Here is a 14207-nt window from a genome sequence, read left to right as displayed (position 1 = left end):
ATCACTTAATCCTTATTAGTTTGCAATAATTATTAAAAAAAACACTTAATAACAGATTAAGGTTTTAATGATGCAATTCAAAGATTATTTTTTTTAAGTTCTAAAGAATTTCAGAAGTTTAACTCAAGTTTTCCTGAACTCCAATTTTATACCAATAGAATTTATGCTGTTTAATTCTTTAGAGTATTTTATTTTTCTCCCCGTAGTTTTCTTTCTTTATTGGACCGTATTCAAAAAACATTTAAAAGCACAAAATGCACTCATCTTATTGGCAAGCTACATATTTTACGGAATGTGGGACTGGCGTTTCTTGTCTCTAATATTATTAAGCACTGTAGTTGATTACATTACCGGCCTCAATATTTACGCTTCACAAGACTTAAAAACGAGAAAGCTTTGGCTTTGGGCAAGTATTATATTTAACATAGGACTTTTAGGATTTTTTAAATATTATAACTTTTTTCTAGATTCTTGGATTGACCTCTTGTCTGTTTTTGGCTATCATTTAAAAAGCACATGGACACTTAAGGTTATTTTACCAGTAGGGATATCATTTTATACCTTTCAAACCATGTCATATTCCTTTGACGTCTATTACAGAAAAATAAAACCAACTAAAGACTTTTTGTCATTTGCCACTTATGTAAGTTTTTTTCCTCAGCTGGTGGCTGGCCCAATTGAAAGAGCGTCCAATCTATTGCCACAAATAGCAAAAAAACGAAACTTTAAGTACAATCAAATTGTTGAAGGTTTGAAACTAATTTTATGGGGGCTTTTCAAAAAAGTTGCAGTAGCAGATGCTATAGGGCCTATTGTGGATGATATGTTTGCCAATTACAGCTCATACCCCGCTTCCACCTTAATCTTAGGAATTGTAATGTTCAGTTTTCAAATTTATTGTGATTTCAGTGGGTATTCCGACATAGCCATTGGAAGCGCTAAACTTTTTGGAATAGAATTAATGTCCAATTTTAAATTCCCTTATTTCTCTAGGAATATTGGCGAGTTTTGGCAGCGTTGGCACATATCGTTATCCACTTGGTTTAAATCTTACCTATACATTCCTTTAGGCGGTTCTCGAGTTGCAACTTCGAAAGTGATAAGGAATGTTTTTATCATTTTTATTATTAGTGGTTTTTGGCATGGTGCTAACTGGACATTTATTTTTTGGGGAGGACTTCATGCTGTGGCCTTTATTCCTGTACTATTGCTTAAGCGAAATAGAGCCTACAAAGATTCAACTATTGGAAGCGATACATTTTTTACCACTTTAAAAGAGATTACAGCTGCTCTTGTCACCTTTTCTGTCGTATCCTTTTCCTGGATTTTTTTCAGATCTAACTCATTAAGAGATTCATTTCAATTTATAAACCGAATCTTTGAACAGTTTTATTTTGAACCCTATTTCCATGTAAAGGGCTACAGAATGATCGATTATTACATCCTAATTATTGTATTTATCCTTTATGAATTCAGGATTCGAAAAGACGAACGGAATCCTATTCCATTTAAATCCAAATACGTACGATTTATCACCTATACAATTCTTATATTTATGATGTTATTGTTTTATGATGATAACACCGACAAATCTTTCATTTATTTCCAATTTTAGCAATCACGATTATATGGTTATACTAGGACTAAACTATTACTTTCACGATTCTACCGCATGTATCGTTAAAAACGGAAAATTGGTTGCAGCCATTGAAGAAGAACGTCTAAACAGAGATAAGCACACAAGGAATTTCCCCATGCTTTCCATAGATAGATGTTTGAAAATTGCGGAACTCAACTATAATGATATCGACCATATAGCGGTATCTATAAAACCAACACATAACCTTGGAAAGAAAATAACCCATAGTCTCACTAACTTAAAAACCATAAAACCGTTTATAAACCATGAATTGGTTCACGGCTATAATAAGCAGAAAAGTTTCTGGAATTGGTTTGGCTACCATTGGGATAGTAAAAAATCGGGACCCCAAGTTCATTTCATCCAGCACCATTTTAGCCATGCTCCCGGCAGCTTTTTTGTGTCCCCCTATAAAGAAGCTGCTTTGTTAGGCATTGATGGTTCAGGCGAATGGGCCACAACATGGCTTGGATATGGAAAGGATAATGAGGTTTATTGTTTGGGACAGAGCTATTTCCCTCACTCTCTCGGATCCTTCTATGAAGCTGTAACACAATTTTGCGGATTCAGAACCAGTTATGACGAAGGAAAAACAATGGGCCTTGCCCCTATGGGAGATCCCGAAGTGTTTCTAGAAGAAGTAAATAAAATTGTAAGTGTGGATCCTGATGGACAGCTCAAATTTGATTTAAGTTATTTCAACTATCAAAACATGAGCTGGAAGCGCTGCTCAGAAAAGTTTTTTAAAATCTTTGGAGAGCCTAGACAAAAAGATCAACCCTTCCAAAAGCATCACATGGATGTTGCTGCTGCGTTTCAACGTGTATTGGAAAACAAAGTCCTCGAAATCTGCGATATTCTTTATGAGAAAACAAAAGCCAAACATTTGGTGATTTCAGGAGGCGTATCGTTAAATAGCGTGATGAATGGAAGGATTGTTAGGGAAAGCCCTTTTGATGATATTTATGTCATGCCCGCTGCCGGCGATAACGGCACCGCTATTGGTGCTGCCTATTATTTGTATAACGGCCTTTTAAAGCACCCCAGAACCTTTGTGCATCTCGATCCATATGTTGGCACAAGCTATACCAATTCAGATATTGAAAAGGTCTTAAAAGGGGCCAAATTACCTTATGAAACACATGAAGATATCTGTGATATAGCGGCCAAGCTTTTGGAAGAAGGAAAAATTATTGGTTGGTTTCAAGGTGCTATGGAAATAGGTCCTAGAGCACTAGGAAGCCGAAGTATATTGGCAAACCCAGCCTATCCTGATATGAAGGATAAAATTAATTCAGAAGTGAAGTTCAGGGAAGCCTATAGGCCCTTTGCTCCTTCTGCAATTGTAGAAGCTAAAAATGATTTTTTCGACCTAGAAGTTGAAGCGCCTTTTATGTTGAAAATTTGTAATGTACTTAAGGATAAACAATCGGTAATCCCAGCAGTAACGCACGTTGATGGTAGCGCAAGGCTTCAAACAGTTAATAAAGAGTTGCATCCCCGTTATTATGAATTGATTAAAAAATTAGGTGAACGCACGGGTGTCCCTGTGGTACTCAACACCAGTTTCAACATTCAAGGTGAACCCGTTGTTGAATCGCCCCAAGACGCTATTCGTTGTTTTTTCTCTACAGGACTTGACTATTTGGTTATTGGGGATTTTTTGATTTCTAAAAAATTAGATTAAAATACTATGAGCTATCCCTTTTCCAAATCTTTCGAAGCTCATACTCTCAAAAATTGGGCTGGGCGCTCAAAAATCAACAATGTTGAGCGGTATTTGTTATCTAAATATTTTGATAACAATCAGGCCTCAGTTCTCGATGCTGGCACCGGCGCGGGCATCCTTCCTTTTCATTTAGAGCAAGAACGAGGATTTAAAAATATTACAGCTTTCGATATCATTCCACAAATGATTGAAATAGCAAAGTCTAAGGCTATTGAAAAACAATCCAATATAAACTTTTTAATAAGCGATGCTTCAGACCTAAAAGGGATAGAAAGCAATCAGTTTGGATACTTATGCTATACACAACAAATACTTAGTATGGTTCCTAAAAACCGATTAAAACCAGCTCTTCAAGAAGCCCATAGAGTAGGCAAAAAGGATTGTACCTTAATTGCCAGTTTTCTTGATTGGAACGCCAGATGGTACAATCCTATTTTAAATTTCAATACTAATGCTGCGCGTTTTATTCAAGGAAAGCCGCTTCAAAACAAGTATTTACCAGAAGTGAACTTTAACGGTAGGTTAAATTGGAAATTTTATAGCAAGGAACAGCACCCCCTATTGTGGGCAAAAAAAAGTGAAATAATTAACCTGTTACATGATTGTGGTTTCAAGATTAAATCTTTTTATACAGAAGAGGATTTAACAAATAAAAAGGGTTACACATTCTACTTTGTTTGCACAAAAGCTAATGTGGAATGAAGAAGTTAATCGCTAAATTTATTGTTTATACTCCCTTAGTTTTAATTGGATTAGAGATTCTTGTTAGAACTTTTAATTTAACAAAAGACTACCCTATTCGATATGTTGACGAAATGGGGGTTGAAAAATGGCTTCCTAACCAACATGGCGTTTCTGTGACGGGCATTAGGAGACAAAACGCTTCAGAATTCAGAATAAATAATTCAGGTTTCAATTCCTACAGAGAATACACTCCTTCAAAGGAAACCTTTGAAATTGCTTTGGTAGGCGATTCATTTATCGAAGGATTTCATCAAAATTATTACAATTCCATAGGCAAAAAGATAGAAAACAAACTCAATGGCATCCAAGTTTATGAGTATGGTTATGCTGGTTATGATTTGGCGGACGAATTACATCTCATACATCAATATCAAGAAGCCTTTAACCTTATCGATCTTGTATTTATCAGCCTTGAATTCGAAACAGATTTGACTCGCCCCAACTATACTGCCCTAGAAGAAAGAATGAAGTTGGAATCGCCACTTTACAAAGCCTTACGACAATGTAAACTATTGGTCTATATGCAGACTATTGGAATCCTAGAGGCCCCGAAATCCCTTTTTTCAAAAGCGTTTTCTCAGGATAGAAATATCAATATAGACCACCCCTTGGAGAAAAGAACTCATTTCAACCTTGGGTATTTTGAAAATTTTAAAAAGTTAGTCAATACCTATGGCTTTGATAAAACTAGATATATTTTCCTCCTGGATGCAGAAATAACCCCCGAAGCTTTTTTGAAATATTTAAGGAATAATCAATTTAAGTATGTAGCTTTTTCAGAAATTCTAAATAACTCAAAATCTAGCACAACACTTTTATATGATATGCATTGGAATGACCACGGAAGGGAACTAATAGCTAAATTGATTTCATTCTATATTACTGAAAATAAGTGAATTTAACATTGTGGAGACATGAGTTTTGTTTACATTTAATTAAACAAATCACAACCATGAACATTTTAATAACATCTGCAGGCAGACGGGTTTCATTAGTAAAGGCTTTTCAGAATGAATTGAATTTTTTTTTTCCTGAAGGACAAATTATAGCTGTAGATTTCAATACATCATTATCCGCTGCTTGCCAAATTTCAGAGAAATCGTTTGAGCTCCCTTTATTAGATGATAGTTCGTACATAGAAAAGCTCTTAGAGCTTTGCATTGTTAATCAAGTTAAACTGATAATCCCGACTATTGACCCTGAATTATATGTATTATCAAAAAATCGAGAAGTATTTTTAAAAAATGGTATTATCCCCATAGTCTCTTCCAAAACATTGATTGATATATGTGGAAATAAAAGAAAAACACATGATTTTTTTTACGACAAAGGTATTGATTTTGCGAAAGAATTTTCTAAGAACAATTATTCTCTTCCTCTATACATAAAGCCTGTAAGTGGTAGCAGAAGTTCAAAAAATTATATTGTTGAACATCAAAATGATTTCAAACCATGTCATTTTGAAAATGAAAATTTAATTTTTTTGGAATACTTGGATCATAATCAATATGATGAATTTACTTGTGATCTTTATTACGATAGAAATCATTTCCTTAAATGTGTAGTACCTAGAAAACGCATAGAAGTTAGAGATGGAGAAGTTAGCAAAGGAGTAACCCGAAAAAACGATTTAGTAGAATATATAACTGATCACCTAAACTATATTGAGGGAGCCATCGGTTGCTTATGCGCACAATTTTTTAAACATAAAAATACAAACCAAATATACGGTATTGAAATAAATGCAAGATTTGGAGGAGGTTACCCTTTGACTTACTTTGCAGGGGCAAATTACCCCAGATGGATTATTCAAGAATACCTTTTAAATCAAAACATTAGCAAATTTAATGATTGGAAAGGAGATTTACTTATGCTTAGATATGATAATGAAATTTTGGTACATGACTACAAAGAAGCATAATGCCATCATTGTTTTTGACTTAGATGATACTCTGTACAATGAAATTGACTATTTAAAATCAGCATTTCACGAAATTGCAGAATTCATTTCCCTTAAAACTTCGATATCATCAAAATCTATTTTCGAAGAGATGTTAAAATTTTACTTTAGTAAGGAAAATACATTTGATGTACTATTAAAAAACTCAAACTAAAAAATATTTACAGTAAAGACTTAAATAACATTTATAGAGAGCATTATCCTAATATAAGCTTAAAACCGGAGGATAAAGAATTTCTTGACTATCTGAAAACAAAAAATAACAACTGACCTAATAACAGATTGTAGAAGTTGCTAGCAGCGCAACAAAATTTATGCGCCAAAATTATCTAACTATTTGGATGACGTTATTGTTTCAGAAGAATTTGGTTCAGAAAAGCCAAATGTCAAAAATTTCGAGTACTTTAGTGATAAGTATGACAGAGATGCTTTTGTATACGTTGGAGACAATGTCAAAAAAGACCCCATAGCTCCTAATAAGCTTGGTTGGCATTCTATTTGCCTTCGTAATAATGGTAAAAATATTCATGAACAGGTTTTTAACCTAGAAAAAAATCAAACCCCTAAATATCTAATTAATAGCTTAAGTGAATTAACAAATATAATAGACTTTATTATGAAAGTTTCATGCAGCTACTAGTAAAAAAAATACAGAACGAACAAGATTTCAATGCCTATTTGGAAATCATCAATTCATTCAATAATGAGAGTCCTTTTTACAAAATTATAGGAGCTAACTTGAGTGAACTTATTGAAGAAAAATTAAGATATTTTGTTTTATTGGATGAAGGCGACCATGTTTTGGTTTTAATGCCTTTTCTATATAGAAAAATTGTTTATAAAACAGAGAAATATTATGATGTTATATCTCCCTATGGTTATAGTGGGCCATTGTTTGACTGTAATTTACCGAGAGGATACCTTCTGCTATTTTGGCAATTCGTAGATGAATGGTACAGGAACCACAATGTTGTATCTGAATTTATACGCTTCAGTTTAAATAATAATTGTCAGTTTTATTCTGGCACACTTACACCTACGTTAACAAACGTTAAAGGCTTTATTACAACCCAAGAAAATCAATGGAAAAATTTCAAACAAAAAGTAAGAAACAACTATAGAAGAAGTATTTCCTACAATTTAAAAATAGAGATCGTCTCCCCAGAAATAGATGATTTGAAAATTGAATTATTCCATTGTATTTATACTAAAACAATGACCCGGATCAATGCTGAAAAACAATATTTCCATTCTTTGGAATATTTTAAAAGCATTATCAATTTAAGCCAAGGTAAGGCCTTAATCGCTTTTGTTTACTTTCAGGGTATAGCGATATCGGCTGAATTGATATTGATTTCCGGTACAAGTTTATTTTCTTACTTAGGAGGGACTTTATCAGATTATTTCAAATATAGGCCTAATGATTTTTTAAAAATAGAAGTTATAAATTGGGCTAGAAAGAACAACTTGTGCCACTATGTTTTAGGCGGAGGTAGAACAGATAGCGATAGCCTTTATCAATACAAAAAGTCATTTTTCCCAAATGATAGTGATGTAATTTATTATACTGGAAGAAAAATTATAAACGAAGAAGTCTATAATATGCTAAACTCCAATTTAAATACGGAAATTATCGCAAAAAAAAATTGCTCTAGTTTCTTTCCTAGTTATAGAAAAATATAAGAATCTAAAACATAATCAGTATTCTAGACTCCATTCCATTATAGATATTAAAAATTATTTTTTTTAATCATCTCATTCTTTTACAAACTTTAACACTTCTTTGTAATAATCTGATTATATTTCAATTAATGCAAATATTTACATAAATTTATCCAGCTATTATAATGTTTTAATTTTTGTCTCAATCACATAAAGATTGCGACATTTGATTACCTTTCAAAATTTACCGATGAATTCAAAAATATGGTTATCTTCTCCACATATGAGTGGTAAAGAACAATTATTCATTCAAAAAGCTTTTGAAGAAAATTGGATTGCTCCATTAGGCCCAAATGTTATAGGCTTTGAAAGTGACTTAAAAACCTATCTTAAGCAAAATGTTCATGTGGCAGCATTGGCCTCTGGAACTTCAGCTCTGCACTTAAGCCTAATTTTACTCGGTATTACCCATGGTGATGAAGTAATCTGTCAAAGTATGACATTTGCAGCTTCCGCCAACCCAATTATCTATCAGGGTGCTACTCCAATTTTTGTGGATAGTGAACGAGATACTTGGAATATTTGTCCTGAACAATTGGAAATTGCCATAGAAGATCGAATTTCAAAAGGCAAAAAGCCAAAAGCGATTATAGCAGTGCATCTTTATGGAATGCCCTATAAAGTTGAAGAAATTAAATCTTTATCAAACAAGTATAATATTCCAATTATTGAAGATAGTGCAGAAGCCTTGGGAAGCAAATTTAAGGAACAGCACTGCGGTACCTTTGGTAATATTGGAGTCTTATCCTTTAATGGCAACAAAATAATTACAACGTCTGGAGGTGGTGCTTTGGTTACGACCGATAAATCCATCAGGGATAAAGCGATATTTCTCGCTACACAGGCTAAGGATGATTCCCCAGCCTATTTGCATTCCCAAATAGGTTATAATTACAGAATGTCCAATATTGTTGCGGGAATTGGCCGGGGACAAATGACTATATTAGAAAATCATATCTCAAAACGAAGAGCAAATTTTAACTTTTATAGAGAAACTTTAGGAACTATTGATTCGATTGAATTTTTAAAGGAACCTGAAAATATGTTTTCCAACAGATGGCTATCATGCATACTCCTACCTTCTTCGAAAATTAGAGAAGAACTCAGATTGCTTTTATCTGAGCAAAATATTGAATCAAGACCTCTTTGGAAGCCAATGCACCAGCAACCTATATTCAAGAATAACAACACTTATTTAAATGGTGTTTCCGATGATTTGTTTGATCGAGGATTGTGTTTGCCCAGTGGATCAAATCTTACTGAAAACGAGCTGAATAGAGTTTATTCCGTAATAAAAATGTATTTTGCAGTATGATGAAAGGTTTTCTAAATAATATATCTAAAAAATATGCTTCTAAATGGCTAGTGCTTCTATTTGATTTAGTAGTAGTTATTTTTACCTTTTTTTTAGCCTACCTTATTCGATTCAATTTAAAACTTGATTTCAATTTTTTATTATTTCTGAAACAGGTTCCTTTCGTAGCTCTAGCTGCGTGTATCAGTTTTGTGGCTGTTGGCTCTTACAAAGGTGTTGTAAGATTTACTGGTTTTAAAGATATTATTAATCTAATTATAGGTGCAAATATTCTAGCAACCATACTCATTTGTTGCACCTTTATTAGCCGAAAATATGATACTGAAGACAGCCTGTTTAATATCTCTGGGGCTATTATATATATTCACTTGCTTCTAAATATTCTATTTTTAATAGGTGCGAAACTAACCGTGAAATCTACTTATAATAGTATTATCCAAGATTTAAAGCCTATTACCAACATATTGATTTACGGGGCCGGAAGCTCAGGAATGATTACCTATGACGCCTTAACAAATGACCCTAAAACAAATCATTATGTTATTGGATTCATTGATGACAATGAAAGTAAAATAGGTAAAAAGATTGATCTTCTCAATGTATACCCTTTAAGAAAAATAACTTCAGAGTTTATTTCAAAGAACAAAGTACATGAGGTAATTGTTTCTATTCAGAATATTGACCCTACACGACTCATGAATATTACTGGCCACTTGCTGGAATTGAAGTTAAAGGTGAAAATTGTGCCCCCAGTACAACAATGGATTGATGGAGATTTAAGCCCTGGTCAAATAAAGGATATTAAAATTGAAGATCTTCTAGGGCGTGAACCCATTTCCATTATAAATCCAAGATTGGAAGCCCAGTATAATGGTGAAATCATAATGATTACAGGTGCTGCCGGCTCTATTGGAAGCGAAATTGCGAGGAAAATCACTCAATATGACTACAAAAAACTAATATTGGTTGACATTGCTGAATCGGCACTTTATGAAATACAGCAGGAACTCCTTAGAAAAGGAAATTCAAATTTTACAGCCATTGTAGCGGATGTGAGAGATGAAAGCAGAATGGACCAGATAATGGACCAAACGAAGCCTAAAATTATTTTTCATGCCGCTGCCTACAAGCATGTCCCCTTAATGGAAAACAATCCTTATGAAGCTGTAGGCGTGAACATCGTTGGCACAAAAAATATCGCTAACCTTGCAGTTAAACATGCTGTATCTAAATTTGTTTTAATCTCAACAGACAAAGCAGTGAACCCTACAAATGTAATGGGAGCGACTAAGCGTGTAGCCGAATTATATATCAACTGCTTACAAAATGGGGCAGGTAACACCAAGTTCATTACTACTCGGTTTGGAAACGTACTAGGCTCTAACGGCTCCGTAATTCCTTTATTTAAGAAACAAATCGAAGAAGGTGGACCATTAACAGTAACCCACAAGGAAATCACTAGATACTTCATGACTATTTCCGAGGCCTGTCATTTGGTATTGGAAGCTGCAACCATGGGGAATGGAGGTGAAATTTTTGTTTTTGACATGGGATCATCTGTAAAAATATTTGAATTGGCAAAAAATATGATTGCTTTATCAGGGCTTCGCTACCCTGAGGATATCAATATAAAAATTACCGGCCTAAGACCAGGAGAAAAAATATACGAAGAACTTCTTGCTGATGATGAAAAAACAAGACCTACCTACCATGAAAAAATAATGATAGCCCTTAATAAACCAATAGAAAATCAAGATGTTGTCGAAAAAATTATTATCTTATGTAACATTTATGCCAAAATTCATAATTTGGAAATTGTTTCTCATATAAAAGAAATTATTCCTGAATATCTTTCTAACAATTCCAAATTTGAAGTGTTGGATATAAAAAAATAATCTTAAAGTCCCTATTTTTTGCTTATGAACATAACAATATTCAATTTTCAAACCAACAAAATTAAAACACTTCTTATTGCCTCATCCATTGTTGTTTCATGCGCAAGTAGAAAAGATTTTGTTTATTTTCAGGACGAACCGTTACAAAAAAAGGACATAAGCCTTGTTAATACTGATTTGGTTTACAGCACTGATGACCTCTTAACGATTGATGTTTCTGCTTTGGATCCCGATGCTGCAAGACCATTCAACCTACCTGTTACCTCCTACTCCACATCGGTAATAGATGCTAGGGGGGAATTAAAAATGCAAACTTACCTTATTGATTCCAATGGGAATATTGAATTTCCTGTACTCGGTACTGTTAAACTTGGTGGGCTTACCAGAACTCAAGCTACTTCTCATCTAAAGAAAAAACTTTCAGAATATATTAAGGATCCTATTGTCAACATTAGATTGGCGAACTTTACTATAACTGTTTTAGGAGAAGTGAAAAACCCAGGAACATTTACCATTCAAGATGAAAGAATTTCAGTTAGTGAAGCTTTAGGACTCGCAGGTGACCTTACAAATAATGGAAAAAGAACCAATATTTTTTTGATTAGAGAAAATGGAGGAGAAAAAAGATTTGCTAGACTAGATCTAACCTCTGTTAATCTGGTTAATTCCCAATTATATTATATGGCACAAAATGACGTATTAATTGTGGAACCCAATCGAGCAAGGAGAAACGCCTCAACGTACAACCCCAATACAGCTGTAATCATTTCAGCTATCTCAACTCTAGCCACAATTACAGCGATATTTGTAGTAAAATAAAAGCTATACCAATCTCCCATGAAAACTGAAATAAGATCTAGCTCTAGTAATGATTTAAGAGAATATGTGGAAATTTTCACGTCTCATTGGAAATTAATAATCCTTTCATTACTGTTTTCTATTTTTATGGGCTATACATATTTACGCTATTCCACCTTTAAATATAAAGCAAACGCCACAATTAAAATTAAGGATGAAGATCAATCAACAAAATTACCCAGCATTGAAGAAATATCCAACAAGGGATTATTTGCAGAAGGAACAAATAAAATAACAGATGAAATAGAAATTCTAAAATCCATTTCTTTAATTGAAAATGTTGTTAAAAATCTTGATTTAAATATTCGCTATTTTGAAGAGGGTACAATAAAAGAAAAAGAATTATATCCCACACCCCCAATCAAAATTAATTTTTTTGAGCATGATTCTGTTATAAATAGTATTGATACTACATTATACATAAAAATTAAATCTCCAACAGAATACCTGCTTTTAAAAGACGAAGGGAGGCCCTTTGTTGGTTCAGACGAAACAGAAGATGAAGTTTTAGCTTTTGGGGATCGAATAAAAACTGGATTTGGAGACTTAGTCATAGTTCCCAATATCGAACCCAATAAAACAAAAATAGACAGCTATCTAAAAATAGCTATAAAACCTGTAAGCACCATTGCCGACCTTTACAAAAACAATATTCAAATATCCACAGAAACTGGGTCTAGTGTTATCAAATTGGAACTATTGGAAACTGTTCCTCAAAAGGCTATTGATGTACTAAACGAACTTATCACGGAATATAATCTGGATGTTCTTTCTGATAAGGAAGAAATGGTTAAGATTTCCGCTGATTTCATTACCAAAAGACTTGAATCTGTTGCCCAAGAATTAGAAGTTGTCGATTTCACCGCAGAACAACTCCAAAAAGAAAAGGAACTTACCGCCCTAAATTCCCAAGCAGATATATTCCTTAACAGTGAAAAACAAACGGGTACTGAAATTTTAAATACAACTAATAAAATACAGCTTATAACATATCTTCAAGAAGAACTTAAAGACCAAAACAGAAGTACAGATCTTCTACCACTCAACATCGGGATTGAAGATTCCAACATTGCACTTATTACAAAAAACCATAACGAATTAGTAGCGCAACGAGATAGAATCTTAAACAATTCAAGCGAGAAGAATCCAGTAGTTATTAATTTAAATAATCAAATTGCAGCATTAAAGCTAAACCTTCAAAAGTCATTAGACAATATGAAGGAAACTAGTATGTTAACTTTAAAAAGTTTAAATGAGGAAGAATCCAGAATTCGAGGTCAACTTTACCAGGCCCCAACAAAACAACGAGAATTCAGAGACATAAAACGTCAACAAGACATTAAAGAATCTTTATATCTCTATTTGCTACAGAAAAGGGAAGAATCTGCAATAAGATTTGGCATGTATTCCCCTAAGGCTAAAACAATAGATAAAGCTTATTCCTCTTACAAACCAGTGGCTCCAAACCCACTAATCACCTATTTAGGATTCTTTATTTTAGGCTTAGTACTTCCTATCAGCTATATATATACCAAAGATTTATTGGATACAAAAATTCACAATAAGAATGAACTCCAACGTTTTTTAAGCATTCCATACATTGGTGATATCCCAAAATCCCTGGGATCAACCAATAAATTAATTAAAAAAGTTGATTACTCCCCAAAAGCAGAGTCATTCAGAATATTGAGAACAAATATTAACTTCTTACTTAAAAACAAAAAAGAAAAAGGGAAAACTATTTTTGTAACTTCGACTACAAGTCAAGAAGGCAAATCTCATACCTCTGTGAATTTAGCTTTAACCCTATCCTATTCTAATAAAAAAGTACTCATTATCGAAACAGATATTCGTGTTCCAAAGATGTATGACTACCTTAACATTAATTCCAAACAAGGCTTAACAGATTTTATTAGTGACGAAAATTTAACATTGCAAGACGTAATTACTCCTGTAAAATCAAACGAAAACTTATTTATAATTCCGTCAGGAACTATCCCTCCTAACCCCGCGGAATTGTTAATGAATCAACGTATTGAACAGCTATTCAAGGAAGTCAAAAAGAATTATGACTACATTGTAGTTGATACAGCTGCAGTTGGACTAGTTACTGATGTTCAGCTCATTAGTGAGTTTGCAGACTTATTCCTTTTTGTCGTAAGTGCAAATAATGTTGACCGAAGACAACTTCACATTGCTGAAACATTATATCAAGAAAATAGGTTGCCAAATATGACAGCTGTATTAAATGGCACCACTTCCAAAAAAGGTTACGGCTATGGTTATGGCTACGGGAAAAATCCAAATAAAAAGAAATGGTATAATTTCAAGAAATAATTCTTTAT

Annotated in this window: 11 protein-coding genes; all 11 read left to right on the top strand. The window is 33.4% G+C overall.

Annotated features, from left to right (window positions below; translation table 11 throughout):
* Nucleotides 1-163 precede the first annotated feature (163 nt).
* The 11 genes from BKM32_RS10610 to BKM32_RS10560 all read left to right on the top strand — a co-directional run bounded on the left by BKM32_RS10610 (nt 164) and on the right by BKM32_RS10560 (nt 14199).
* Nucleotides 164-1615 (top strand): MBOAT family protein, encoded by a 1452-nt coding sequence (locus BKM32_RS10610; RefSeq protein WP_076663773.1) that lies wholly within the window; start codon nt 164-166, stop codon nt 1613-1615.
* 13 nt (nt 1616-1628) lie between these two features.
* Nucleotides 1629-3326 (top strand): carbamoyltransferase C-terminal domain-containing protein, encoded by a 1698-nt coding sequence (locus tag BKM32_RS10605; protein WP_076663995.1) that lies wholly within the window; start codon nt 1629-1631, stop codon nt 3324-3326.
* A gap of 93 nt (nt 3327-3419) precedes the next feature.
* Nucleotides 3420-4070 (top strand): class I SAM-dependent methyltransferase, encoded by a 651-nt coding sequence (locus tag BKM32_RS10600; RefSeq protein ID WP_171971865.1) that lies wholly within the window; start codon nt 3420-3422, stop codon nt 4068-4070.
* Nucleotides 4067-5008 (top strand): hypothetical protein, encoded by a 942-nt coding sequence (locus BKM32_RS10595; RefSeq protein WP_076663771.1) that lies wholly within the window; start codon nt 4067-4069, stop codon nt 5006-5008. The genes BKM32_RS10600 and BKM32_RS10595 overlap by 4 nt, the downstream gene beginning before the upstream one ends.
* A gap of 56 nt (nt 5009-5064) precedes the next feature.
* Nucleotides 5065-6033, top strand: a complete 969-nt coding sequence (locus tag BKM32_RS10590) for an ATP-grasp domain-containing protein (RefSeq protein WP_053977902.1) — start codon at nt 5065-5067, stop codon at nt 6031-6033.
* A gap of 349 nt (nt 6034-6382) precedes the next feature.
* A complete protein-coding gene (locus BKM32_RS16335; RefSeq protein ID WP_083702163.1) occupies nt 6383-6712 on the top strand; it encodes an HAD family hydrolase in 330 nt (109 codons plus the stop codon).
* Nucleotides 6713-6810: 98 nt separating this feature from the next.
* The gene (locus BKM32_RS10580; RefSeq protein ID WP_168155231.1) at nt 6811-7755 is read left to right on the top strand and encodes a GNAT family N-acetyltransferase; all 945 of its coding nucleotides are present in this window, start codon (nt 6811-6813) and stop codon (nt 7753-7755) included.
* A gap of 229 nt (nt 7756-7984) precedes the next feature.
* On the top strand, nt 7985-9109 hold the full coding sequence (locus tag BKM32_RS10575; RefSeq protein WP_076663770.1) for a DegT/DnrJ/EryC1/StrS aminotransferase family protein: 1125 nt from the start codon (nt 7985-7987) through the stop codon (nt 9107-9109).
* Entirely contained in the window at nt 9106-11004 is a 1899-nt protein-coding gene (locus BKM32_RS10570; RefSeq protein ID WP_076663769.1) for a nucleoside-diphosphate sugar epimerase/dehydratase, read from the top strand. Before BKM32_RS10575 ends, BKM32_RS10570 begins: the two co-directional genes overlap by 4 nt.
* Nucleotides 11005-11028: 24 nt before the next feature.
* On the top strand, nt 11029-11823 hold the full coding sequence (locus tag BKM32_RS10565) for a polysaccharide biosynthesis/export family protein (protein WP_053977908.1): 795 nt from the start codon (nt 11029-11031) through the stop codon (nt 11821-11823).
* A gap of 18 nt (nt 11824-11841) precedes the next feature.
* Nucleotides 11842-14199 (top strand): polysaccharide biosynthesis tyrosine autokinase, encoded by a 2358-nt coding sequence (locus BKM32_RS10560; RefSeq protein WP_076663768.1) that lies wholly within the window; start codon nt 11842-11844, stop codon nt 14197-14199.
* Nucleotides 14200-14207 lie beyond the last annotated feature (8 nt).

Source organism: Mangrovimonas sp. DI 80 (genome assembly GCF_001975575.1).
Classification (GTDB): Bacteria; Bacteroidota; Bacteroidia; order Flavobacteriales; family Flavobacteriaceae; genus Mangrovimonas_A; species Mangrovimonas_A xylaniphaga.
The sequence above is the reverse complement of the archived record's forward strand: the minus strand, read 5'-3'. Positions and strand labels throughout refer to the sequence as shown.